Here is a 23,908-nt window from a genome sequence, read left to right as displayed (position 1 = left end):
GCCCCGAGGGGCCGGCCGTTCCTGTCACTTGCGGTGGCCGATGACGAGGTGCTTCTCGCCGCCGGTCCTGTGCACCTCGCAGTTCGTGAAGCCGGCCGCCTCCAGCAGCGCGCAGTACTCGGCGGCGGTGCGGTGCCGGCCCTCGGTCTCGACGTGCATGGTCAGGTTCATGACGGACGTGGGCAGCGGCCCCGTACGGGCGTCGTCGAAGAGCCGTTCCATGATGAGCACCCGCCCCGGCGGCGTGCAGGCCCGGTACGCCTTCTCCAGCAGCATCGCGCACGTCGCGTCCGTCCAGTCCGACAGCACGTACCCGAAGGCGATGCAGTCGCCCTGGGGCAGCTCGTCGGCGAAGAAGTCACCCCCCTTGAACGCCAGCCGCCCGATCAGACCGTGCCGCTGAGCCGATTCGCGCAGGTACGGCTCCACCTGCGGCAGGTCGAAGATCACGGCGTGCAGCGCGGGCGCGTGCCGCAGCGCCGCCGTGGCGAACGGCCCCGTCGCGCCGCCCACGTCCACCAGCCGCGTGACGTCACCGAGCCCGGCCAGGGCGGCGATCTCCTGCGAGGGCGCGTAGCTGAGGTCCCACATGGCCCGCAGGAAGTCGCGGGTGGCGGCCTCGTCGCGGTAGAGGGTCTCGAACGGTGACGGCAGGTCCCGGTCGACCGCCGCCTTTCCCTCGCGCAGGTAGGCGTCGAGCCGCCCCATCCGCGCCACGGTCTCGGTGGCCAGGTGCTCCACGAACCCGCCGAGGTAGCGCGGGTCGTCCCTGTCGAGGTACGGCCGCATCGGCTCGGGCACGACGTACTGCTCGTCCGGCGTCTTGCCGAGGACGCCGAAGGCCACGAGGACCAGCAGCACCCGTTCGAGGGTGTCGGCGTCGACGCCCAGGGCGGCGGCCAGCTCAGGGGCCGTGGCGCCGCCGTGGCGGATCAGGTGGGTGAAGACGCCGTGCCGGTCGGCCACGTGGAGGGCCGGGGTCGCGACGACCCCGTATACGGCGCGTTCGAGCTCGCTCGGCAACATGATGCCATCCGTTTCCCGGTGTCGAAAAAAACAATTCCGGCTGGAAAGCCTAACTTCGTTCCCGGAAATCGTCAGGGTGCGGTGACCGCGTATGGCGCCGATTTATCGGAGATGTATAGACGCATTTTCCATAATCGGCGGCGACGGCACGAGCGCGCGGGAGGAAGATGTTCGGGATCGCCGGTTTCGGTTACGCGTTCGGAGCGGACGAGGACGTGCGGGAGGTCGCCGCCGACTACGTGCCCGACCCCGAACGCATTCTGCGCATGGGTTACCGCACCTTCCACCGGGCCGAGGACGGCGTCACGGGCACCGAGCTCGCCGCGCGGGCCGGCCGGGCGGCGCTCGACCGGGTCGGGCTCGCCCCCGCCGACCTCGACCTGCTGGTGGTGGCGGTGTCGGAGCTGCCCGAATACCTGCACTGGGACTCCTCGGCGGCGCTGGCCAGGGAACTGAAGATCGACCGCGTCCAGACGCTGCTGCTCACCGAGGGCTGCGCGTGCGGCGTGACCGGCCTCGGCACGGTGGCGGGCACGCTGGCCGTCCAGCCGGAGATCGAGACCGTGCTGTTCGTCGCGGTGAACCGGGTGAGCGAGTTCCATCGCAACCGGATGACGGTCAACACCGCCGTGCACAGCGACGGGGCGGTCGCGGCGGTGCTGCGGCGCGGCCATCCCCGCAACCGGTGGCTGGCCACCCACCAGTTCACCGACCCCGAGTTCTGCGACTGGTTCCGCACGGACTACGGCGGCGCGCTCGCCCCCGTGCCGCCGCCCGGCTGGTCGGCCGCCACGGCCCCGGCCGGCACCGAGCGGGTGCACGCCCACTTCGACAAGAGCCCGCGCCGGCTGCGCGCCTTCGTGGACGCGCTGGCCGCCCGCTCGGCCGAGGTGATCGAGCGGGCCTGCGAGCGGGCCGGCGTGGACCCGGGCGAGCTGACGCATGTCTTCGCGCTGAACGAGAGCGAGGACGCCATCGCCGACGTCGCCCGCCCGTTCGGCATCCCGCCCGAGCGCACCAACGCCGGCCTGGCCGCCGCGCACGGGCACATGGGCGCCGCCGACCAGCTCCTCGCGCTGGGGCAGCGCTGGGACGCGGCCGAGCTGACGCCGGGCGACCTCGCCGCGCTGACCGGCACCTCGATCGGCATGCGCTGGTACTGCAGCCTCATCAGGGTCTGACCGGACGTTTCGGGGGAAAGGTGATCATGGACGCACTGCTGCAGGAGCTGCGGACTGCCGTCGCCGAGCGCCGCATGCCGCCGCCGCGCACCCGCCTGGCGCTGCTGGAGACGGCCGACCCCGCGCTGGCCCGCCGCGCGGGACGCCTGCTGGCGACACTGCCACCGCCGAGCGCGGAGGACGCGCCCGTCGTGCCGGTGACCGTGCTGGCGACGGCCACGATCGGCCCGTACGAGCAGATCCTGCGGGCCCAGCTCGTGGCCGCCGGCGTGCTGCCCGAGCTGACCGTGGGGGAGCACGGCTCGCTGGACAGGGAGCTCGCCACGGGGTCGTTCGCCCGCTCGTCGCCGCGGTTCGTCAGCGCGCTCATGGACGAGTCCTTCTTCCTGCCCCGCGACTGGTCCGCCGCCGGCGTCTCGGCCCTGGAGGAGCACGTACGCGCCAGGCTGGCCGCACTCACCCGAAACCTGCCCACCGGCGGCCCCACGCTGATCCTGCACACCGTCCCCATGCCCGCCGAGCTGCGCGACGGCCTGGTGAGCCGGCAGGCCCGCACCCAGGTCACGAAGCTCTGGTACGAGCTGAACGCCGCCCTCCTCGCCCTCGCCGAGCAGCACGCCGCCGTCGAGGTCGTGGACCTGGCCGGGCTGCTGGCCGAGGAGCCGTACGCGGCCCGCGACGACCGCACGCACCGCTACGGCGACCTGCCCTACACCGACGGCGCGCTGCTGGTGCTGGCCCGCGAGGTGCGCCGCGTCGTCCAGGCCGGACTCGGCCTGTCGCGCAAGGTGCTCGCCCTCGACCTGGACGGCACGCTGTGGGGCGGGGTGCTCGGCGAGGCCGGCGCCGGCGGCGTGCAGCTGGGCGGCCTCTACCCGGGCAACTGCTACAGCGCGTTCCAGCGGGCCGTGCTGCGGCTGCGCGAGCAGGGCGTCATCCTCGTCCTGGCCAGCAAGAACGACGCCGAGCCCGTCGAGGAGGCGCTGAGCGGGCACCCCGAGATGCTGCTGCGCGCCGACGCGTTCGCGGCGCGGGCGGTCAACTGGTCGTCGAAGGCGGAGAACCTGAGCAGGGTGGCCGACGCGCTCGGCCTGCCGCCGTCCGCGTTCGTCTTCGTGGACGACACCGAGGTCGAACGCGCCGAGGTGGCCGACCGCTTTCCCGAGATCGGCGTCGTCTCGGCCGCCGGCGACCCCGCCCACCTGGTCAGGAGGCTGCTGCGGACCGGCTGGTTCGACGCGCTGTCGCTCACCGACGCCGACCTGCGGCGCGCCGACCTCTACCGGGCGCGGGCGGAGCGGGCCGAGTTCTCCGACGGGTTCGAGGCGGCCGCCGACTACCTGCGGGCGCTGAAGATCGAGGTGGAGATCGCGCCGGTCACGCCGTACACGGTGGCGCGGGCGGCGCAGCTCGCCGCGCGGACGAACCAGTTCAACCTCACCGGCGTCAGGTTCGGCGAGGCCGAGACGGCCGAGCTGGCCGCGCGCCCCGACCACCTGGTGGCGACCGTGACGGTGTCCGACAGGTTCGGCTCCGACGGCATCGTGGGCGCGCTGTGGGCCGAGCGCGGCACGCGTACGTGGCGGGTGCTCAACCTGGTGCTGAGCTGCCGGGTGCTGGGACGCGGCATCGAGACGGCGATCGCCGCCTGGCTGTCCGAGCAGGCCGCCGGGAGCGGCGCGCGGACCCTGGTCGGCCGGTACGTCCCCACGAAGCGCAACCGGGTCGCCGCCGCCTTCTGGACGCAGGCCGGCTTCACCAGGGACGGGGACGGCGACGGGGACGGTGACGGGGATGGCGACGGGGACGGCACGTTCGTCCTCGACCTGACCACCGGCACGGTGGATCTGCCCGGCTGGATCACGACGAGCGAGCGGAGCGGACATGAGTGAGCAGGTCAGCAGGGTCGTGACCGAGGTCCTCGCCGAGATACTCGGCGAGGACGCCGGGCGGCTGCGCCACGAGGACGTCCTGGCCGAGCGCGACTGGGACAGCATCAGCTCCCTCGAAGCGCTGGCCCAGCTCGAAAGCCGGCTGCGGGTCACGCTCGACCTGCGCGAGTTCCACGCCGTACGGACCGTCGGCGACCTCACCGAGCTGGTCGGCCGGACGACGGCCGCATGATCCTCGGCATCGACCACATCGGCCTGGCCACCCCGGAACCGCTGCGGACCGGCGCGTTCCTGGAGACGCTCGGGCTGTCCCCGGTGGACGGCGGCGTCGCCGACGACTACGGCGTCACCTGTGAGTTCTGGCGCCTGCCCGGCCAGGGACCCGACATCGAGCTGGTCTCACCCGCCCGCCCGAACTCGGCGATCGAGGGCAGGCTCGCCGGTCAGGGCCCAGGGCTCTACCACGTCGCGTTCGTCGTGGACGACGTCGAGGCCGAGCTGAGCCGGCTGCGCGGGAGCGGGCTGTCCCCGGTGGACGCCTCCCCGTGCAGAGGCGCCCGCCCCGGAATGACCGTGGCCTTCATGTACGTCCCCCGCCCCGCCGCGTTCCTCGTCGAGCTGGTGGCGTACCAGGAAAGCGCGGAACGGCGCGTATAGGCGGCATATTGCGGGCCCGCACAGAATGCCGAGCGGACCTCGATAACGACGGAAAAGGGGCACCGGTGCGTTCCAACGAAGAATTCGTCGCGATCATCGGAATCGGCTGCAGGCTTCCCGGCGGGCGCGGACCGGAGGAATTCTGGCGGCTGCTCCGCGACGGCCGCGACGCCATCGGCGAGGTGCCCGCCGACCGATGGGACGCCGGCGCCTACTACGACCCGACGCCCGCCACGCCGGGCCGGATCAACAACCGGCTGGGCGGCTTCATCGACGGCGTGGACGAGTTCGACGCCGAGTTCTTCCGGCACTCGCCGCGCGAGGCCGCGCGTACCGACCCGCAGCAGCGCGTCCTGCTGGAGGTCGCCTGGGAGGCGCTCGAAGACGCGGGGCTGCCCGCGCACCTGCTGGCCGGCTCGCGTACGGGCGTCTTCGCGGGCGTGCACTTCAGCGACTACGAGTGCATGGAGTCGGCCGACTCCCACGACAACGACCTGTACTCGATGCGCGGCACCGCCCGCAGCGTCATCGCCGGCCGCCTGTCACACGCGCTGGCCCTCCAGGGCCCCAGCATGGTCATCGACGCCGCCTGCTGCTCCTCGCTGGTGGCGCTGCACCTCGCCTGCCAGAGCATCCGGCGCGGCGAGGCCGACCTGGCGCTGGCCGCCGGCGCGAACGTGCTGCTCGACCCCGGCATCAGCGTGTCGTTCTCGCGGGGCAACATGCTGGCGCCCGACGGGCGCTGCAAGGCGTTCGACGCCTCGGCCAACGGGTTCGTGCGCAGCGACGGGTTCGGCGTGGTCGTGCTCAAGCCCCTGTCGGCGGCCCTGGCCGACGGCGACCGCGTCTATGCCGTGGTACGCGGCGGCGCGGTCAACAACGACGGCCAGACCGGCGCCTCCGCCGGCACGCCCAGCCAGTCGGGGCAGGAGCAGGTGCTGCGCGCCGCGTACGCCGACGCCGGCCTGACCCCCGACCGGGTCCACTACGTGGAGGCGCACGGCACCGGCACGGCCGTCGGCGACCCCGTCGAGCTGTCCGCCATCGCGGCGGTCTTCGCGGCGGGCCGCCCGGCGGACCGGCCGGTGAAGGTCGGCTCGGTCAAGACCAACATCGGGCACACCGAGGGCACCGCGGGCATCGCCGGCGTCATCAAGGCCGCGCTCAGCCTGCACCACAGGACGCTGCCGCCGTCCCTGCACTGCGCCGAGCCCACCCCCGCCTTCGCCTGGGACCGGCACGCCGTCCGGGTGCAGCGGGAGCTGGAGCCGTGGCCAGAGGACGCGCCCGCCGCGGTCGGGGTCAGCTCGTTCGGCATCACCGGCACGAACGCCCACGTCGTCCTGGAAGCCGCCCCCGCCCCCGAACCCGCCGCTTCCGCCATGGCCCCCTCCGCCGCCTCCGCCACGGCCCCTGCTGCGGCCTCCGCCGCGGTCGCGTCCGAGTCGGCGGTCACCTCGCGCGGGCTGCTGCTCGCCCTGTCCACGCGGTCCAAGCAGGCGCTGGCCGACGCGGCGGGCGCGTACGAGGAGCTGCTGGCCAGGCCGGACGGCCCCGCCGCGCCGGACGTGTGCCGGGCGGCGGCCACCCGCCGCAGCCACGAGCCGCACCGGCTGGTCGTGCACGCCGGGTCGGCCGCCGAGCTGCGCGAGGCGCTGGCCGCGTTCAAGGAGGGCCGGGCCAAGGCGGGCACGGTCACCGGCCGGGTCCCCGCGCGGCCGGGCAAGGTGGCGTTCGTCTTCCCCGGGCAGGGCTCCGAGTGGCCCGGCATGGGCGCGGAGCTGCTCGCGTCCGAGCCGGTCTTCCGCGCCGAGATCGAGCGGTGCGACGCGGCCGTGCGCCGGTGGAGCGGCTGGTCGGTGCTGGAGCTGCTGTCCGGCCCGCCGGAGCGGATGACGGCGCTGCCGATCGACGTGGTGCAGCCGGTGCTGTTCTCGGTGCAGGTGGCGCTGGCCGCGCTCTGGCGGTCGTGGGGCATCGTGCCCGACACCGTGATCGGGCACAGCATGGGCGAGCTGGCGGCGGCCTGCGCGGCCGGCCGGCTCTCGCTGGACGACGGCGCCCGCGTCATCTGCGCCAGAAGCCGGCTGATGGCGACCACGGCGGGCCGGGGCGGCATGGCCGTGGTGGGCTTGGCGCACGAGGAGGCCCGCGCGCTGGTGGAGCCGTACGCGGGGCAGGTCTCGGTGGCGGCGCTCAACGGCCCGTCCACCACGGTCGTCTCCGGTGACCGGGCCGCGATCGACAAGATCGTGGGCGAGCTGGAGGGCGGCGAGGTGTTCTGCCGCCGCATCGACATCGACGTCGCCGCCCACAGCCCCCACATGGACGCCCTGCGCGACCTGCTGCGCACGGAGATCACCGGCGTCGGCGGCGGGGCCGTCACGGGTGGGACCGCGTTCCACTCGACCGCCGACCCTGAGGCGGAGCGGCTGGACGCCGCCTACTGGGTGCGGAACCTGCGCGAGCCGGTTCGGTTCTGGCCGGCCGTCGAGCGGCTGGTGGCCGAGGGGCACGACACGTTCGTGGAGATCAGCCCCCACCCGGTGGTGCTCGGCGCGATCGGCCGCGGCATCGAGGCCGACCTGCTCCTGCTGCCGTCGATGCGGCGCGACGAGGGCGTGGAGGTGGCGCTCGGCTCGCTCGCCCACCTGTACGTGGCGGGCCACGAGCCCGACTGGCCCGCCCTCTTCCCCGGCCGGGGCGCGCACGTGGACCTGCCGCGCTACCCGTGGCAGCACACCAGCTTCCCGTGGAAGGACTCGGCCACGGCAGGGCGTCCCCGGCACGGCACGGCCGGCCACCCGATCCTCGGCGCCCGCATGCAGCTCGCCGCGCACCCCGGCACCGAGTTCTGGGAGTCGTGGCAGGACGTCCGCACCACGCCGTACCTGGCCGAGCACCGCGTGGACGACATGGCCGTCTTCCCCGCGGCCGGCTACGCGGAGATGGCCCTCGCGGCTTCGGGCGGCGAGCCGGTGGAGCTGACCGACCTGATCTTCGCCGCCGCCCTGACCCTGCCCGACCAGCGCACCACCCAGGTCCAGCTGGCGCTGGCCGGCACGGGGGAGCAGCGCGCCTTCCAGATCTACAGCGACCAGGGCGACGGCGCCTGGACCCTGCACGCGAAGGGCCGCCTCCGCCCAGCCCCAGCCACGGAACCGGCCACAGAAGCCGCGCAGGCGCCGGCGGTGCCCGAGGGTTGTGCGGTCATCGGCGCGGACGACTTCTACCGGGAGTGCGCCGCGCGCGGCCTGCGCTACGGGCCGAGGTTCCAGCGGATCCAGCGCGTGCACCGCGCGGGCAGCGAGGCGTGGGCGGAGCTGTCCGGCTTCGGCACGGTGACCGCCCCCGGAGACCCGCACGTGGTGCACCCGGCGATCCTCGACGCCTGCCTGCAGACCGTCCTCGCCACGCTGCCGGACGGCACGGACACGTACCTGCCGGTCAGCCTCACGCGCCTGCGCCTGCACGGCGCGCCCGCCGACGGTTGCCTCGCCCACGCGAGCCTCGGCGCCGACGGCCGCGCCGACCTCAAGGTGTGGAACCCGGACGGCACGCTCGTCCTGGAGGTGGACGGCCTGGCGATGCGCCGCCTGGGCGGCACGGACGACGCCACGGAGAAGATGACCGAGGCCCGCTACGAGATCGCCTGGCAGCCGCTGCCCGCCCCGCCCCGCGAGGAGACCACCCGCCGCCTCCTGCTCCTCGACGCCCCCGGCGGCACGCTGCACGAGACGCTGACCGCCCGCGGCCACACCTGCGTCAGGGTCCACCCCGGCCAGACGTACGAGCGTCTGGCTCCCGACCACTACGTCATCGACCCGGCCGCCCCCGCCGACTTCGCCCGCCTGCTCACCGACGTCGCCGCCGACCACGACCTGGACGGCGTCATCCACGCCTGGGCCCTGCTCCCCGGCGACACGGGGAGGACGGGGGAGCAGGACCGCGCCGCTTCCATGGGAGCGGCCACCGCCCAGGACGCGGCGACGTCGGACGCGGACGTGCTGGCCGGGGCGCTCGCCCTGGCCTGTGGCGGCGCGCTGCACCTGGTGCAGGCGCTGGCCGCCACATCGACCCGGCTGTGGATCGTCACCACGGGAGCCGCCGCCGTCAGGCAGGGCGAGCTGCCCGACATCGTGCCGGCGTCCCTGTGGGGATTCGGCAGGACCGTCGCCCACGAGCACCCCGAGCTGCGCTGCACCCTCGTGGACCTCGAACAGGGCAGCCCCGGCGCGCTCGCCGACGAGCTGGCGGCCGAGGACGAGGACCAGGTGGCCTGGCGGCACGGCGAGCGGTACGCGGCCAGGATGCGCCGCCTGCCGTACCCCGTACAGGAGGATGACGAGACCGTGCGCGGCGCCGAGCTGCTGCGCGGCGGCGGCAGGTTCCGGCTGGAGATGCCCGCGCCGGGCCCGCTGGACCGGCTCCGCCTCACCCCCGCGGAGGCGGAGCCGCCCGCGCCCGGCGAGGTCGAGGTCGGGGTGGCGGTCGCGGCGCTGAACTTCAAGGACGTGCTGCGCGCCATGGGCGTGCTGCCCGCCGCCACGACCGCCGCCCTGCCGCTCGGCATCGAGTGCGCGGGCCGCGTCACGGCACTCGGCCAGGGCGTCGAAGGGCTCTCGGTGGGGCAGCGGGTGGTCGCCATCACCGACTCCTCGCGCGGCTGCGTGGCCTCCCACGTGCACGCCGACGCCCGCGTGGTCGTGCCGCTGCCCGACACGCTGAGCTTCGAGGACGCCGTGACCGCGCCGATCGTCTTCCTGACCGCGTACTTCGGGCTGGAACGGCTGGCCGGCATGGGCGCGGGCGACAGGGTGCTGATCCACTCGGCGAGCGGCGGCGTGGGCCTCGCGGCCGTGCAGCTCGCCCGCGCGGCCGGCGCCGAGGTGTTCGCCACCGCCGGGAGCGAGGAGAAGCGCGCCTACCTGCGCGACGAGCTGGGCATCGAGCACGTCATGGACTCCCGTTCCGTGGACTTCGCCGCGCAGGTGCGGGAGCTGACCGGCGGCGAGGGCGTGGACATCGTGCTGAACTCGCTGTCCGGCGACGCCATCGAGGCGGGCCTGGCGGCGCTGCGCCCCGGCGGCCGGTTCGTGGAGCTGGGCAAGCGCGACATCGAGGAGAACACCCAGGTCGGGCTCGCGCACTTCGGCAGGGGCCTGTCGTTCTGCTCGCTCGACGTCGAGGCGCTGTTCCTGCACCGGCCCGAGCAGGTCGGCGCGGCGCTGCGGGAGCTGATGGGCCGCCTCGCGGACGGCCGGCTGAGCCCGCTGCCCAGGGAGGTGCACCCCGTACGGGCGGCCGGCGCCGCCTTCCGCCGCCTCGCCAGGGCCAGGCACGTCGGCAAGGTGCTGGTGTCCATGGAGCGGAAGCCGTCGGGCGACCTGCCGGTCCGCGCGGACGGCAGCTACCTGGTCACCGGCGGCCTGGGCGCGCTCGGCCTCGGCACCGCGCGCGCCCTGGCCCGCGAGGGCGCGGGACACCTGATCCTGCTCGGCAGGCGCGCGCCGAGCCCGGAGACGGCCGCCGAGCTGGACGTGCTGCGCGCGGCCGGCACCGCCGTCACCGTGGTACGCGCCGACGTCGCCAGGCACGCGGACCTGGCCCGCGCCGTCACCTCGGCCCTGGCGGGCGCGCCCCCGCTGCGCGGCGTCGTGCACGCGGCGGGTGTGCTGGCCGATCGCACGCTGGCCCAGCTCACCTGGGAGGACTTCACGACCGTGCTCGGCCCGAAGGCGCTCGGCTCCTGGAACCTGCACCGGCTCGCGGCCGGCGCGCCGCTCGACTTCTTCGTGCTGTTCTCCTCCGTCGCGGCCCTGCTCGGCAACCCGGGCCAGGCCAACTACGCGGCGGGCAACACCGCCATGGACGCGCTTGCCCACCACCGGCGCGCCCACGGCATGCCCGCCACCACGATCAACTGGGGCCCCTGGTCGGACATCGGGCTCGCGGCCCGCCCCGACCGCGGCGGCCGGCTGGAGGACCGCGGCCTGCCGAGCTGCACCCCCGACGAGGGCTTCGACGCGCTCATGCGGGAGCTGGCGGCGGGCGGGCCCGCGCAGGTGGCGATCACCCGGTTCGAGCCGGGCCGCTGGGCTGAGCTGCTGCCCTCGGCCGGGCGCGGCTCGCTGTTGCGCGACCTGCTGGCCGTCCCCGACGACTCCGGCGCGGACCGGGCCGGCCACGACGGCAAGGGGCTCAAGGACGAGCTGCTCGCCGCCGCGCCGGACCGCCGCGCCGGCCTGCTCGTCGAGCACGTCACCCGGCAGATCGCCAAGATCACCAGGACGGATCCCGCGCTGCTCGACCCGGAGGCGTCGGCCACGTCGCTGGGGGTGGACTCGCTCATGGCGATGGAGCTGCGCCAGGCCATCGAGTCCAGCACGGGCGTGGTCGTCTCGACGGCCCGGTTGCTCGGCGGCGCGACCATCGTGGAGATCGCGAAATACGTCGAGTCCGGTCTCGCCGAGGCGCACGCTCCGGCGCAGGCGGCCGAGTCCGGTCGTGCCGAGGCACGCACCCCCGCCCAGCCGGTGACCGTGCCGGAGCTGCGCCCCGAGCAGGTCGACGAGCTGTCGGACGGCGACCTCGACGCCGTGCTCGGCCAGTTGCTGGCCGGTGGGGAGAGCACCGCGTGACGGGCATCGCCGACCTGCTCGAGCGGCTCGCGCCGGAGGAGAAACGCGCGCTCGTACGCGACCTGCTGCTGCGCCGTGCGAAGGGCGACGAGCTGTTCCCGCTCTCGCACGGCCAGCAGGCCATGTGGTTCATGCATCACGTCGATCCCGGCAATCCCGCCTACAACGTCCCGTCCGCGTGGCGGGTGCTGACCCGGCTGGACCGGGCGGCCTTCGATGGCGCGCTCGCCGACCTGGCCGCCCGGCACCCGATGCTGCGGACGACGTACGTGGCGCTGGAGGGCATCCCGTTCCAGCGCGTGCACCCGCCGGCCGGGCAGGTGCGGCTGGAGTCGTACGACGCCCGTGACCTCGACGAGGACGCCTTCGCCGCGCTGCTCACCCGCGAGGCGATGCGCCCGTTCGACCTGGCGGAGGGCCCGGTGCTGCGCTGGCACCTGTACGAGCGCGGCGACGGCGGGCAGGTCCTGCTGCTCAACGGCCACCACATCGCCCTGGACGCCTGGTCGGCCTTCCAGTGCCTGGACGAGCTGGGCGTGCTCTACACCGCCAGGCTGCGCGGCGAGCCGCCGGACCTGCCGGAGGTGGGGGCCCGCTACACCGACTACGTCCGCCGGCAGGCGGCCCTGCTGGGCGGTCCCGAGGGCGCGCGGCTGGCCGCCTACTGGCGTAGCAGGCTCGCCGGGCCGCTGCCCGACCTGGGGCTGCGTACGGACCGGCCGCGCCCCCGCGTCCGCCGCCGGCGCGGCGACCGGTGCCCGATGTCGTTCGACGCCGAGTTGTCGGCCGCGCTGCGCCGTCTGGCCGACGCCGAGGCGGCGACGCTGTTCGTGGTGCTGCTGGCCGGCTTCTACACCCTGCTCTACCGGCACACCGGGCAGGCCGACCTGCGGGTGGCGACCCCGACCGCGCACCGGGAGCAGGCCGCCTTCAGCCAGGTCGTCGGCTACTTCGCGGACTCGGTGGTGCTGCGCGCCGACCTCGCGGGGCCGCCGTCGTTCCGCGTGCTCGTGCGGCGCGTACGCGACGGCGTGCTCGACGCGCTCGACCACCAGGACCTGCCGTTCGCGGTGCTGGTGGACCTGCTCAACCCCGAGCGTGACCCGAGCCGCCCGCCGCTGTGCGAGGTCAGCTTCGGCATGCAGAAGTCCCACCGCGTCAGGTTCCGGCAGGCGCGCGGGCCGGAAGGGGTGTCGCTGTTCGGGCTGCGCTCGGCGGACGCGCTCGTGCTCGACCTCGGCGACCTCGTGCTGGCGCCGCATCCGCTGTCGCACCCGACCTCCCGCTACGACCTCGACCTCCAACTGCACGAGACGGACGGGACGATCGCGGGCGCGCTGACGTACGACACCGACCTGTTCGACCGGGCGACCGTCGAACGCCTGGTGAGCAACCTGCGGGTGCTGCTGGCGGCGGCCGCCGCCGACCCCGACGCGCCGCTGTCCCGGCTGCCCATGCTGACCGAGGAGGAGCAGCGGCTCATGCTCGGGTGGGGCGCCGGCTGAGCGGGCCCTGGCGCGCGGAAGGGGGGCCTAGACCTACCCCCGGCGTAGGCCGATGCCCCCGAATTCGGGTGGCGGTTTCACCACCGTCGCCCTCCTGACTTCACCTGTCAGAAAGCCGCGGGCCATCGCCGGAGATGAGTCAACGTCATATTCTCCGATGGCCTGCGGTTTCACCACCCCTGCCGGAATATAATTCCGGTACATTTCAAGAATGCCGGTCACGCTTATCCGACGAGCCGTCGCTCCGTGTGATGGCGACCTTTTTTCGTGATTTTCAGCTGTCAAGTAAAAGGTTGTCCGCGATTACAGCATTCCTTATCGGAAGATGGCAATCTTGGAGTGTTGGAGCATTCCGGTAAACAAGGGGGTGCCACATGGAGTTCCGGCTCCTGGGGCCGGTCGAGGCCTGGAGTGGCAGGCGTACCGTTCCGCTGGACGGGGCCAAGCTACGCACCGTGCTGGCTGCGTTGCTGTTCGCCGAGGGCAGGCCGCTTTCTGATCAGAGAATGAGCTACCTGTTGTGGGGTGAGCAGCCGCCCACGACACCGGGCGCGCAGATCTGCACGTACGTGTCGCGGCTCCGGCACCGGCTGCGGAAAGGCAGCCTGGAAATCACTCGTGAAGGGAGTGGTTATCAGCTGGTCACCGGACAATGGGAAGTGGACCACCGAAAATTCCAGACCCTGGCCGACCAGGGCGCCCGCCAGCTCGGCGCCGGAGAATTCATCCAGGCGGAGAGCACGCTCAGGAGGGCGCTCGCGCTGTGGCGCGGCCCCGCCCTCTGCGACGTGACCGGGCAACTGTCGGCTGCGGAGCTCCCCGGCCTGGAGGAGAGCCGCAGGACGGTGCTGGAGCGGCACATCGACGCCAGGCTGGCCCTGGGCATGCACGTGGAGCTCGTACCCGAGCTGACCGGCCTCGTGAGCGAGGACGCGCTCAGGGAGGGGCTCAGGACCCAGCTCATGATCGCGCTCTACCGCTGCGGCCGGCCGGCCGACGCGCTCCAGGTCTACCAGCAGGGACGGGAGATCCTCGCCGAGCACCTGGGCGTCGCGCCGGGGGAGGAGCTGCGGCGCGTGCACCAGGCGATCCTGACCGGAGACTCCGGGCTCGACCACCCGGACGTGCTCAATTTGCGAGGCGCCGCCTGACGGGGGCGGAGCCGCTGGAGATATAGCTGAGGTATGGCCGCGCCGCCTAGGTTCCCCCTGACCAAGCCACACGGGGGACGGGAGACGGACGGTGCGGACGGGGATCTGGCTCATAGGAGCACGGGGGTCGGTGGGCACGACGGCGACGCTGGGAGCCGCCGCCATGCGCGCGGGTCTGGTGGCGCCCACGGGGTGCGTCACCGCGCGGCCCGACTTCGCCTCCGTGCCCCTCACGGAATTCGGCGACCTGGTGTTCGGCGGGCACGAGCTGGTGGACACTCCGCTGCTCAAGCGCGCCGAACAGCTCGTCGACGCCCGCGTGGTGCCCCCGGGGCTGCCCGCGCTCGTCGAGCGCGACCTGCGGGCGGCGGAGGAGGAGATCCGGCCCAGCCCGCTCGCCACCGCGCCCGACCAGCGCACCGCCGTCGAGCAGGTGGCCGCCCACCTGGCCGGCTTCCGCCACAGGAACGGCCTGGACACCGTCGTCGTGGTCAACGTCTCCTCGACCGAGGCGCCGCTGCCGTACGAACTGCCGCAGCACACCACCCTCGACGCGCTGCGGCACGCGCTCGGCACGGACACCGCCGAGCTGCCGCCCAGCTCGCTGTACGCCATGGCGGCGTTCACGGCCGGCTGCCCCTACGTCGACTTCACGCCCTCCACGGGAGCCAGGCTGCCCGCCCTGGCCGAGCTCGCCGAGGAGCGGCGGGTGCCGTACGCGGGCCACGACGGCAAGACCGGCGAGACCCTGGTCAAGTCGGTGCTCGCGCCGATGTTCGCCAGGCGGGCGCTGCGCCCGCTGTCCTGGTCGGGCACCAACCTGCTCGGCGGCGGCGACGGCGCCACCCTGGCCGAGCCCGACCGCGCCGACAGCAAGATCCGCTCCAAGCGCCGCATGCTCGCCGAGACCCTCGGCGAGGACGTCCACGACGCCGTGCACATCCACCACGTGCCCGACCTCGGCGACTGGAAGACGGCCTGGGACCACGTCACGTTCGAGGGCTTTCTCGGCGCGCGGATGACCCTGCAGTTCACCTGGCAGGGCTGCGACTCCGCGCTGGCCGCCCCGCTGGTGCTCGACCTCGCCCGCCTCACCGCCGCCGCCCACCGCGCCGGTCTGCACGGGCCGCTCGCGGAGCTGGCGTTCTTCTTCAAGGACCCGCTGGGGACGCGCGAGCACGGCCTGGAACGCCAGTACGACACCCTGGTGACCTGGGCTCACTCCGTGAGCAGCGCCGCCAGCTGATCGGCCAGATCGAGGAGCGGCGCCAGGTCGTCCACCTCGCCCGCCCTGGACACCCTGAAGCCGTGCCTGCGCCCGTGGAACGCCCCCTGCACCGCGTGGAACTGGGCCCACCGCCGCACCCGCTCGCGGTCCAGCTCGGCCGTCTCGGCGAAGACGTCCAGCGTACGCAGCAGCGCCTTGCCCAGGTCGCCCGACTCAAGCAGCTTCAGCACCAGCGACTTGACCAGCGGCCCCACGTCATAGGCGGGGTCGCCCGCGTAGCCCTTGGGATCGACGGCCAGCCACGGCTCCCGCTCGGCCCGCAGGATGTTGCCCGGATGCAGGTCACCGTGGATGAGGATGCCGGGCTGCGCCACCCCCACCTCGCGGACGGTGGCCACGGCGGCGTCCACCACGTACGCCGGCATGGTGTGCGGCAGCTCGGCCGCGTCCCTGCGCAGCTCCTCCTCCCAGGCGCCGGCCCGGTCGTGCAGGCGCGGCAGGTGCTCCGGCGCGGGGACGGCGAGGCGGCGGCTCAGCCCGCCCGCCACCGTCACCATCTCCTCCACGTCCCCGGCCGTCGCCAGGGTCCTGGTGTCGGCACGTTCGAGCAGCATGGCGTAGCGGTCGTCGGCCCGCTCGTACAGCATGACCGCACCCCGCCCGCCCCACGCCGCGAACGCGTCCGGCTCGTGCACGTTGCCCGGATGCGGGAACGACACCTTCATCACCGCGGCCCCGCCGCCGGGACGCCGCACAGGCACGATCACACCGACCCCGCCGTGCAGCACCTCACCGTCCGGCACACACCCCCACCGGTTTGTCAGCTCGGTCACGATCGCGGGCAGCTCGGCGATCCACGCCGCCCCAGCCTCGCCCTCACGCGCGACGGTGCCCTGCGCCAACCCCTCTGGAATGCGGATCATCCGGGCACACTATCGCGCGGCCGGACGTACTCCAGGTCGATGGAGTCCGTGTGCGAGCCCCACGCCAGCTCCAGCCGCCAGCAGCCGGGGCGCGGCAGATCGACGATCGACGGCCCCGGCCCTTCGCCGACGGTGACGCGCTCCGGCGCACCGGTGCCGTTCAGCCGGGCTTCGATGCGCAGCGGCCCCGGCTCCACCGGCACCCGGGACCGCCACAGGATCTTGTTGCTCCGGTCCGGCGCGGGCGGGCTGAACAGCGGATAGCCGAAGATCAGGGCGAGCATGTCGCCCCGCCCGCTGGTGGCGTAATGGATCTGCGCCCCCGGCGTGAACCCGGTCCGCGCCCACTCCGGCGGCTCGCCCCTGACCACCCGGAACGCGCATCCGGCCGGCTCGCTCGCGCAGGCGACCGTCGCCAGCAGCAGCGCCGTCGCCAGGGCCGGCCGGAGGCAGTGCATGACGCGGTTATATCAGCCGGTGTAGTTCTGGCCCAGTGGCTTGCCGGGCACCGGCTTGGCGATGAGCGCGACCGGGATGAAGAAGCACATCTGGGCGATCGCCATGGTCAGCGTCCACAGCGCCTTCTCGTCGTAGTGGACGGCCGCCCTGGCGAACAGCTCGTCGGGGACGCGCTCCCCGTACGGGTTCGGAGTGAGCACGGCCTCGACCAGCTCCAGCGCGACCCGTTCCGCGTCCGTGAAATGGGGGGCGTCCCGCCACGACGCCACCGCCGTGATCCGCTCCTCCGCCTCCCCGGCCGCCCGCAGCTCGCCGGTCTGCCGCACCGCGTGGTACGTGTTGCCGACCAGTTGCCCGGCGCGCAGCTGCACCAGGTGCACGGTGGTCTGGGGAATCGTCCCTTTCATGACGGCCTTCGCCATCGCGCCGGCGATCTCGCCCACCTCGGGGATGAACCGGGCGGGATCGGGCAGTCGCGATTCGGACATCACAGCATTCCTCTCCTCGGATGTTCGTACGGGACTCCGACGACGCAGCCGGGCGAAATGTGAGCCTCACATCTCCGCCCCCTACGTCGTCATCCTTGGTGAAGACCCGCGGCACACGAGGGGACCGGCCACGACATGACCACGCCCGACCCGAGCCTGATCGGCGAACGACGCCAGCTCATCAGCCTCGCCTACCGCCTGCTCGGCTCCCTGGCCGACGCCGAGGACGTCGTCCAGGAGACCTACGCCCGCTGGTACGCCATGCCGGACGAGGAACGGCAGGCCATCGAGGTGCCGGCCGCGTGGCTCACCAAGGTCGCCGGCCGCATCTGCCTCGACCTGCTCGGCTCGGCCAGGGCCAGGCGCGAGCGCTACGTGGGGGAGTGGATCCCGGAGCCGCTGCCCGAACGTACGGACTGGATCACCGCCGACCCCGCCGACCCGGCTGATCGCGTCACCCTCGACGAGTCGCTCAGCATGGCCTTCCTCGTCGTGGTCGAGTCGATGACCCCGGCCGAGCGCGTGGCGTTCATCCTGCACGACGTCTTCCGCTACCCCTTCGCCGAGGTGGCCGAGATCGTCGGCCGCACGCCCGCCGCCTGCCGTCAGCTCGCCTCCTCCGCCCGCCGCCGCATCACCGCCGCCCAGCCGCCCGAGACCTCGAACGCGCAGCGCGCCGGCGTCGTCCGGACCTTCAAGCGGGCCTGGGAGTCCCAGGACATCGCCGCCCTCATCGGCATCCTCGACCCCGCCGCCACGCTCACCGCCGACGGCGGCGGCCTGGTGCCCGCAGTCCTCGAGCCGATCCGCGGCGCCGCCGCGATCGCCCGCTACGCCCTGGAGCTCACGGAGATGATCCCCGCGCTGTCGCTGGCGGAACGGATGGTCAACGGCCGGCCCGGGCTGGTGACCGAGCGGGAGGGCCGGACGGTGGCGGTGATGGCGTTCGAGGTGGCGGGGGACCGCATCACGAACATCTGGGCCGTACGCAACCCCCACAAACTCCGCGCCTGGACCCCCGCGCCCTGATGGGTCAGCGGCGCAGGCCGTCGAAGAAGATCGTCGTGATGCGTACGGCCTCGTCCTTCCACCCCGCTGTGGCCCGCATCCCGCAGACTGCGCCGAGCGCGCGCAGCACCGTACGCCCGCCGACCCCCTCACGCAGCGTCCCCGCCGCCACCCCCGCCTCAAGCAGCCGATCGAGAGCCTGCGCCATCTGCGTACGAGCGTCGTCGAAGACCGGCGAATCGGTCGCCATGATGCTCTCCAGCGCCACGGCCATGCCCTTGCTCACCGCCGCGTGCTCCACGAGCAGCAGCAGGAACCGCCGCAGGGCCTCCTCGGGGGCGTACCGGCCTAGGTGCTCGTCGGCCGCGCCGCACAGCTTGGCGACCTCGTCGCGATAGACCTCCTCCACCAGGGCCTCGCGGGTCTCGAAGTGGCGGTAGAGCGTACCGACCGCCACCCCGGCCCGCCGCGCGATCTCCTCGACCTGGATCTCGGCCTCCCCGCCGAGGAACGCCTCGCGCGCCGCGGTCAGGAGCGCCTCGCGGTTGCGCCGCGCATCCGCGCGCATCGGACGTGAGGACGTCACCAGCACCTCCCTAAGGTGAATCGGACTCCGCTTGTTGTGTACTGTTACCGGAGTCGGATTCACCTTAGCCGAGGAGCAACCCCATGACCGTCGACGAGGGCCTGAACGGCCTGCGCGTCCTGATCACCGGCGGCAGCCGCGGCCTGGGCGCCGCCACCGCCCGCCGCTTCGCCGCCGCGGGCGCGACCGTCCTCACCGCCTCCCGCACCGAACCCACCGAGGACCTCCCCGCCACCTTCATCCGCGCCGACCTCGCCACGGAACAGGGCGTGACCGCCCTCGCCCGGCAGGTCATCGACACCGTGGGCGGCGTGGACGTCCTGGTGAACAACGCCGGCGCCACCACCCCGCTGACGCCCACGTTGGAGCGCCCCGACGAGTACTGGCGCAAGGACCTGGACATCAACCTGCTCAGCGCCGTCCGCCTCGACCGCGCCCTCGTCCAGGGCATGGCAGAACGCGGCTCAGGCGTGGTGGTGCACGTCTCCTCCATCGCCAGCCGCACACCCCAGAACGGCGACATCTCGTACGCGGCCGCGAAGGCCGCACTCAACGCCTACAGCCGCGGCCTCGCCGCCGAGGTGGGCCGGAGCGGCGTACGGGTGGTGTGCGTCCTGCCCGGCTTCATCGCCACAGAAGGCGCCATCGCCCACCACCAGGAGATCGCCGACACGCAAGGCATCACTTTGAAGCAGGTGCAGCAACAGATAGCCGACCACCTCAACATCCCCATGGGCCACCCCGGCGACCCCGAGGACGCCGCCGAACTGATCGCCTTCCTCGCCTCCCGCCGCGCGAAATGGCTGACGGGCGCCCAGTTCCGCGTCGACGGCGGCATCATCCCGGTGGTGTGACCATGCCCTTCACCCTGGCCTCGATCCTCATCGACACGGCGGACCTGGAGGGGGAGAGCACGTTCTGGCACCACCTGCTGGGCGGCACCCTCACCCGCACCCCCACCCACCACTTCCTCCAGGCAGAGGGCTTCCCGGTGATCGTCCTCCAGCTGGCCCCCGACCACGTACCACCGACCTGGCCGACCCCGGAGATCCCCCAGCAACTGCACCTGGACCTCAGGACGGACGACCTCGCTGGGGTCACCCAACGGGCCCTCGACGCCGGCGCCCACCACGTGACGTCCAACGTCTATAAGAGCCCCTCCGGCCACCCCTTCTGCCTACGCGAGGGCTGACAGGCCGCCCCTTCCCGACCCAAGCGACTTCGGGGACTGGGGGTCACCTTGCTCAGAACGTCTTAGCCGCCCCAGCCGCCAGATCCCGCACCACCTGGATCAACTCAGCCGGATCAAACGGCTTCGTCAGGTACGCATCCACCCCGATCCCCCGACCCCGCACCTTGTCATCATCCTGAGCCCGAGCCGTGATGAGCACCACCTTGATATGCCGGGTGGCGTCATCCGTCCGCAGCCGCTGCGCCGCGGTCCAACCGTCCAGGCGCGGCATCATCACATCGAGCGTGATGACATCCGGCATGACATCCAGCACCCGATCAAGGCAGTCCTGCCCATCGGTGGCGGTCACCACCTCGAACCCCTCCAGGTCGAGGTTGACCGCGATCAGCTGCCTGATGACCTCGTCATCGTCTACGACCAGTACTTTCCCAAGAGCCTCACCCACGGCCGCCAAGCTAACCCGTAGCTGGGCGGTCACGGGTGGTTTTCGCGGGATGCGTTCATGGAGTGTTATCTGGTGCGTAGTGGTCCCCGGGTACTGGTAGCCTTGTCACCTGTTGAGCCCCCTTAGCTCAGGGGATAGAGCACCGGCCTCCGGAGCCGGGTGCGCAGGTTCGAATCCTGCAGGGGGCACCAATCGACAGCCAGGTCAGACGCCGTCTGACCTGGCTTTTCTCATGGCGGCAGCGGAATACGGTTCCGCCGTCCTGCGACACGCAGCGTCGAAGGAAGCCCGTACGAGGCCATCGCCGACCCCCCGGATCACCCGGCGAACGCGCTCGGTGCGGCCGGGGCCGAGGCTAGCAGTTCACGGTGCGGTCATAGCTGCCGAAGGGCCAGCGGTGGTAGATCCTCTCGTGGTTCTTCAGGGTGCGGCAGTAGGTGTCGGGGCCATTGTTAATGACGACCTTCACCTTCCTCGTCTTGCCGCAGGTGTTGGTGATCCAGGCTATTTTCTGCTTCTTGTTCACTTCCCGCTCGATGCAAGCCGGTGCCGTGACTCTGGAGGCGGCCACGGACGCCGAAGCAGCCTGCGCTCGGGTAACGGTCGGCTGCGTGGTGGTGATGGAGGCGCTCGCCTGAACAGTCGCGCTCGCAGGCGTCGAGAACGAGGCGACACCCAGCATGAGCGTTGCCGCACAGGCCAGGCCGGACAGCGGAGCCTTGATCGCACGAGCGATGTGCATGGTCACTCCCAGATTCGAGGTATGGGCCGAACGTCATGCCGAGTCTGAGCCGCGCCATGTTGAAGGCGTGTTGAGGATGTGTTGAGGCGGCGAAAGGCCGGCACTCAGTCTGCTTCGTCGTCACCGCGCCGGCGGAGCGCTCGCTCAGCGATGCCGCTGGAGAGCATGCCCGTCACCGATCTGGCCCGGTCGAAGGTCTCGCTGCCGAGGCGAGCCGGACCATGGTGCATGCGGTACCCCGCCCGCTCGATCGACAGTGGCGGGCAGGGGTCCACAAATGGTCAAGCGGCCTGTCTTCCGTGCGTTCCACGAGTTCGGCGAGGTCCACGCCGTGCTCGCCGAGCTCGGCGACGGTGGCGCAGTATCCGGCGCAGGTAGGTGCGGCCGTTGACGCGGTGGGAGACGCGCAGGAGCGGGCGATCGTTCAAGATGATCGCCTCGACGAGCGCGGTAGGCGAGATCGCCGAGCACGGAGTCGACTCCTGTGGGTTCATCGGGAGCGGCGGCGGGAGGCGCAGTTCACGCAGGTCTTGATGGCCGGAAGGATCTGCAGACGCTCGATGGGGATGCGTTGCCCGCACCTCGCGCAGGTCCCGTAGGTGCCGTCGCGTAGCCGCTCGGAAGCGAGGTCCAGTTCGGCGAGGTGTGTCAGGGCCTGATCGAGAAGGGCCTGAACGTGGGCCCGCTCGAACGCTGTGGACGTGCCTTCGGGGTCATGCTCGTCGTCGGAGGCCGTCAGCGCCGACGATGTGACGATCTCGTCCCGGTCGCGGCCCAGCAGGGCGATGCGGTCCGTGGTTCTGCGGCGGTCGGCGTCGAGTAGTTCGCGTATGGTCGCCTGCTCGGAGGGGGAGAGCGCGGCGTCCCGATGATGTTCGGTCATCACGACTCCTCACCTTCCCCATCAGGTTAGTCGGAGCTCGGCCGGCGGGTCACGGCCAGCGCACGTCCGGGGTGCGTTCCAGAAACTGCGCGTACCGCTCGAACGCCCGCTCGACCTCTGCCCGGTCGCTTCCGTGGAGCGGCGTGAGTGGGTGCACGGCGATCCGTACCTGGTTCTTCGTGAGAGTGCGTTTCCAGATGGCCACGACCCGGCCGGCGCGTACCACGGTGGACTGGAAGATCCCGTTGCCGCCGGGGATGATGGCCGCCTTGTGCTCGTCGGCGACCATGAGCGAGCGGTCCTTGTAGCCCAGCAGGTATTCGTCGAACCCGGGCAGCACGAGCAGCTCGTCGTCGCCGGCCGGGAGAGGGGTGGTGTCGAGGAGCGCGGCGTCGAGGTAGGTCTCCACCCCGCCGACGGTCACCCGGGCCAGCGCGTCGCCGGCTACGGCGATGCCGCGTTTGGCGTCGGCCGCGGTCAGGCCGGTCCAGCCCGCGAAGTCTTGCCTTGTGGTCGGTCCACGGCCGCGGAAGTAGCGCAGGGCGATGGTGCCCAGCGCCTCGTCGCGCTCCGGCCGGTGCGGGTCGGGAACCCACTCGTCGAGCAGGACGAAGCTCTGCTCGTTGCCGATGTTGGGGGCGATGCACAGCAGGCCGCGCTGGCTGGCGTACCACAGCAGGTGGTAGCCGCGCTGGCCGCCGGTGTCGATGCCCTTGTCGGACAGCACGGCCAGGCACTCCGACCGGGTCAGCCGCCCGCCGCCAGCCAGGGCCGCGCCCAGCACCTCCATGGCCTGAACGGCGGTCTCCTCCGAGAGGCCGAGTTGTTCCCGTCGCTTCGCCGCGCCGTTCAGCACCCGGACGCCCATGAGTTCGACCATCCAGCGGGCGTCGCGGGACGGGACGAAATGGATGGTGCCGCGCATCGGCCAGGTGCGCAGCGCCTCACGCCGCTCCAGCGCGTCGGTGACATCGGCGGCGGTGAGTCCGGGCAGGCGTACGCCGAACGACCACAAACCGCTGGCCAGGTCTTGCGCCTGCATCGCCCCGAGCCAGGTCACCACCTCGGCCACGCCCGTCGCCCGCCTGGCATCGCCGGGCGCCACTCGGAGCAGCAGGCTGGACATCCGCAGGCCGAGCACCTGTTGGGGGGAGAGTTCCACCGGTCAACCGTATCCTCCGCCACCGACAATCCCGCCGATGTGACCGCCTGCCGTCTCAGCCGGAAGGCGGTGTGCGGGCGGGTCTTACAGGCGGGCGGCCTGAACCCCTGGGTGTACGTCAGGCCGCCCGCGGCCCCGCCGGCCCGGCTCGACGTCCGGTCGGCGGGGCGGCTCATCGGGCCTGGCCGGCGAGCAGGCGGCGCCACCACTCATGCGCCTCCCCACGGCGCCACCACTCAGCCGTCCAGGACACGGGCGGCACGCCCAGGCGGGGAAGGGTCCGGCGGTGGAACTGGTAGATGCCGACGCAGGAGACCAGCCCATAGGCGGTCATCTGGCATGAGCAGGTGTACGCGACGACCCGGCCGGGCCCGAGGCCCTGCCCGATCCACCGCAGCGCTGTACACCCGGGGCGCGGCACGGCCGGATGCGGCGAGATCCCCGGGCAGTCCTCGTCCGTGTAGGCGTCAGGTGGAGCGAGATCGACGGCGGATGCGGTCACCGCGTCGTCCGTACGATCCGGCACTTCTGCTCGGCGATGCCCTCCTGCTCCGCGATGACCTGGCACAACCCTGCCAGATCGTCGGCGTCGACCGTGCGGTGCGCGCCCGCGTCCTCGACGGCCCGGGGGAACGGTCGCTCGCGGGTCGCCCAGAACAGCCCGGCGTCGCTGCGCATGATCCGCCACCCGGCGAACACCGGACCAGCGGCGGTTACAGCCCTATCGTGTGTCATGGGT

22 protein-coding genes and 1 tRNA gene are annotated in these 23,908 nt (G+C 72.6%); 12 read left to right on the top strand and 11 right to left on the bottom strand.

The window, feature by feature from the left end:
• Nucleotides 1-24: 24 nt before the first annotated feature.
• A complete protein-coding gene (locus tag ACFFR3_RS03475; RefSeq protein ID WP_345396991.1) occupies nucleotides 25-1,026 on the bottom strand; it encodes a methyltransferase in 1,002 nt (333 codons plus the stop codon).
• 167 nt (nucleotides 1,027-1,193) lie between these two features.
• Between ACFFR3_RS03475 and ACFFR3_RS03470 the strand changes: the two genes are divergently transcribed.
• From ACFFR3_RS03470 to ACFFR3_RS03435, 8 genes are all read left to right on the top strand, one after another.
• Entirely contained in the window at nucleotides 1,194-2,207 is a 1,014-nt protein-coding gene (locus ACFFR3_RS03470) for a 3-oxoacyl-[acyl-carrier-protein] synthase III C-terminal domain-containing protein (RefSeq protein WP_345396994.1), read from the top strand.
• A gap of 26 nt (nucleotides 2,208-2,233) precedes the next feature.
• On the top strand, nucleotides 2,234-4,099 hold the full coding sequence (locus tag ACFFR3_RS03465; RefSeq protein WP_345396997.1) for an HAD-IIIC family phosphatase: 1,866 nt from the start codon (nucleotides 2,234-2,236) through the stop codon (nucleotides 4,097-4,099).
• Nucleotides 4,092-4,331: an acyl carrier protein gene (locus ACFFR3_RS03460; RefSeq protein WP_345397000.1), complete on the top strand. Its 240-nt coding sequence runs from the start codon at nucleotides 4,092-4,094 to the stop codon at nucleotides 4,329-4,331. Before ACFFR3_RS03465 ends, ACFFR3_RS03460 begins: the two co-directional genes overlap by 8 nt.
• The gene (locus ACFFR3_RS03455; protein ID WP_345397003.1) at nucleotides 4,328-4,756 is read left to right on the top strand and encodes a VOC family protein; all 429 of its coding nucleotides are present in this window, start codon (nucleotides 4,328-4,330) and stop codon (nucleotides 4,754-4,756) included. Before ACFFR3_RS03460 ends, ACFFR3_RS03455 begins: the two co-directional genes overlap by 4 nt.
• A 65-nt stretch (nucleotides 4,757-4,821) precedes the next feature.
• Nucleotides 4,822-11,397, top strand: coding sequence for an SDR family NAD(P)-dependent oxidoreductase (locus tag ACFFR3_RS03450; RefSeq protein WP_379482577.1), 6,576 nt, complete (start codon nucleotides 4,822-4,824; stop codon nucleotides 11,395-11,397).
• Nucleotides 11,394-12,902, top strand: a complete 1,509-nt coding sequence (locus ACFFR3_RS03445) for a condensation domain-containing protein (protein ID WP_379482576.1) — start codon at nucleotides 11,394-11,396, stop codon at nucleotides 12,900-12,902. Before ACFFR3_RS03450 ends, ACFFR3_RS03445 begins: the two co-directional genes overlap by 4 nt.
• 374 nt (nucleotides 12,903-13,276) lie before the next feature.
• The gene (locus ACFFR3_RS03440) at nucleotides 13,277-14,053 is read left to right on the top strand and encodes an AfsR/SARP family transcriptional regulator (RefSeq protein ID WP_345397018.1); all 777 of its coding nucleotides are present in this window, start codon (nucleotides 13,277-13,279) and stop codon (nucleotides 14,051-14,053) included.
• Nucleotides 14,054-14,183: 130 nt separating this feature from the next.
• Nucleotides 14,184-15,299, top strand: coding sequence for an inositol-3-phosphate synthase (locus tag ACFFR3_RS03435; RefSeq protein WP_379482575.1), 1,116 nt, complete (start codon nucleotides 14,184-14,186; stop codon nucleotides 15,297-15,299).
• On the opposite strand, the gene ACFFR3_RS03430 is transcribed toward ACFFR3_RS03435, so the two are convergent.
• From ACFFR3_RS03430 to ACFFR3_RS03420, 3 genes are read right to left on the bottom strand one after another with little or no spacing between them, the layout of a single operon-like run.
• On the bottom strand, nucleotides 15,272-16,204 hold the full coding sequence (locus ACFFR3_RS03430) for an aminoglycoside phosphotransferase family protein (RefSeq protein WP_364365594.1): 933 nt from the start codon (nucleotides 16,202-16,204) through the stop codon (nucleotides 15,272-15,274). The genes ACFFR3_RS03435 and ACFFR3_RS03430 overlap by 28 nt on opposite strands.
• Entirely contained in the window at nucleotides 16,201-16,662 is a 462-nt protein-coding gene (locus tag ACFFR3_RS03425) for a hypothetical protein (protein ID WP_345397027.1), read from the bottom strand. The genes ACFFR3_RS03430 and ACFFR3_RS03425 overlap by 4 nt, the downstream gene beginning before the upstream one ends.
• Nucleotides 16,663-16,674: 12 nt before the next feature.
• On the bottom strand, nucleotides 16,675-17,151 hold the full coding sequence (locus tag ACFFR3_RS03420; protein ID WP_379482574.1) for a carboxymuconolactone decarboxylase family protein: 477 nt from the start codon (nucleotides 17,149-17,151) through the stop codon (nucleotides 16,675-16,677).
• Between the two features lie 135 nt (nucleotides 17,152-17,286).
• On the opposite strand from ACFFR3_RS03420, the gene sigJ reads away from it, so the two are divergent.
• Nucleotides 17,287-18,180: an RNA polymerase sigma factor SigJ gene (gene sigJ / locus ACFFR3_RS03415; protein WP_379482573.1), complete on the top strand. Its 894-nt coding sequence runs from the start codon at nucleotides 17,287-17,289 to the stop codon at nucleotides 18,178-18,180.
• 4 nt (nucleotides 18,181-18,184) lie between these two features.
• Here sigJ and ACFFR3_RS03410 read toward each other — a convergent pair whose 3' ends face one another.
• Nucleotides 18,185-18,745 carry a TetR/AcrR family transcriptional regulator gene (locus ACFFR3_RS03410; protein ID WP_379482572.1) on the bottom strand — a complete coding sequence of 187 codons (561 nt, stop codon included), beginning with the start codon at nucleotides 18,743-18,745 and terminating at the stop codon, nucleotides 18,185-18,187.
• An 83-nt stretch (nucleotides 18,746-18,828) separates the two neighbouring features.
• On the opposite strand from ACFFR3_RS03410, the gene ACFFR3_RS03405 reads away from it, so the two are divergent.
• Together ACFFR3_RS03405 and ACFFR3_RS03400 are read left to right on the top strand one after the other, a co-directional pair.
• Nucleotides 18,829-19,599: an oxidoreductase gene (locus tag ACFFR3_RS03405; RefSeq protein ID WP_345397039.1), complete on the top strand. Its 771-nt coding sequence runs from the start codon at nucleotides 18,829-18,831 to the stop codon at nucleotides 19,597-19,599.
• Between the two features lie 2 nt (nucleotides 19,600-19,601).
• Nucleotides 19,602-19,937: a VOC family protein gene (locus ACFFR3_RS03400; RefSeq protein ID WP_379482571.1), complete on the top strand. Its 336-nt coding sequence runs from the start codon at nucleotides 19,602-19,604 to the stop codon at nucleotides 19,935-19,937.
• Between the two features lie 52 nt (nucleotides 19,938-19,989).
• Here ACFFR3_RS03400 and ACFFR3_RS03395 read toward each other — a convergent pair whose 3' ends face one another.
• A complete protein-coding gene (locus tag ACFFR3_RS03395; protein ID WP_364365612.1) occupies nucleotides 19,990-20,382 on the bottom strand; it encodes a response regulator transcription factor in 393 nt (130 codons plus the stop codon).
• Between the two features lie 116 nt (nucleotides 20,383-20,498).
• Between ACFFR3_RS03395 and ACFFR3_RS03390 the strand changes: the two genes are divergently transcribed.
• Nucleotides 20,499-20,573: transfer RNA gene (locus tag ACFFR3_RS03390), tRNA-Arg, on the top strand.
• A 164-nt stretch (nucleotides 20,574-20,737) separates the two neighbouring features.
• Here the strand turns inward: ACFFR3_RS03390 and ACFFR3_RS03385 are convergent.
• From ACFFR3_RS03385 to ACFFR3_RS03365, 5 genes are all read right to left on the bottom strand, one after another.
• A complete protein-coding gene (locus tag ACFFR3_RS03385) occupies nucleotides 20,738-21,124 on the bottom strand; it encodes an alpha-amylase inhibitor (protein WP_379482570.1) in 387 nt (128 codons plus the stop codon).
• Nucleotides 21,125-21,614: 490 nt separating this feature from the next.
• Nucleotides 21,615-22,007, bottom strand: coding sequence for a TraR/DksA family transcriptional regulator (locus tag ACFFR3_RS03380; protein ID WP_345397048.1), 393 nt, complete (start codon nucleotides 22,005-22,007; stop codon nucleotides 21,615-21,617).
• A 49-nt stretch (nucleotides 22,008-22,056) separates the two neighbouring features.
• Complete coding sequence (locus ACFFR3_RS03375; RefSeq protein ID WP_379482569.1) at nucleotides 22,057-23,169, bottom strand: winged helix DNA-binding domain-containing protein; 1,113 nt, start codon at nucleotides 23,167-23,169, stop codon at nucleotides 22,057-22,059.
• A 172-nt stretch (nucleotides 23,170-23,341) separates the two neighbouring features.
• Complete coding sequence (locus ACFFR3_RS03370) at nucleotides 23,342-23,671, bottom strand: hypothetical protein (protein ID WP_345397053.1); 330 nt, start codon at nucleotides 23,669-23,671, stop codon at nucleotides 23,342-23,344.
• Nucleotides 23,668-23,847 carry a hypothetical protein gene (locus tag ACFFR3_RS03365; protein ID WP_345397055.1) on the bottom strand — a complete coding sequence of 60 codons (180 nt, stop codon included), beginning with the start codon at nucleotides 23,845-23,847 and terminating at the stop codon, nucleotides 23,668-23,670. The genes ACFFR3_RS03370 and ACFFR3_RS03365 overlap by 4 nt, the downstream gene beginning before the upstream one ends.
• Nucleotides 23,848-23,908: the final 61 nt, after the last annotated feature.

It is taken from the genome of Nonomuraea salmonea, assembly GCF_042428605.1.
GTDB classification, from domain to species: Bacteria; Actinomycetota; Actinomycetes; order Streptosporangiales; family Streptosporangiaceae; genus Nonomuraea; species Nonomuraea salmonea.
The sequence above is the reverse complement of the archived record's forward strand: the minus strand, read 5'-3'. Positions and strand labels throughout refer to the sequence as shown.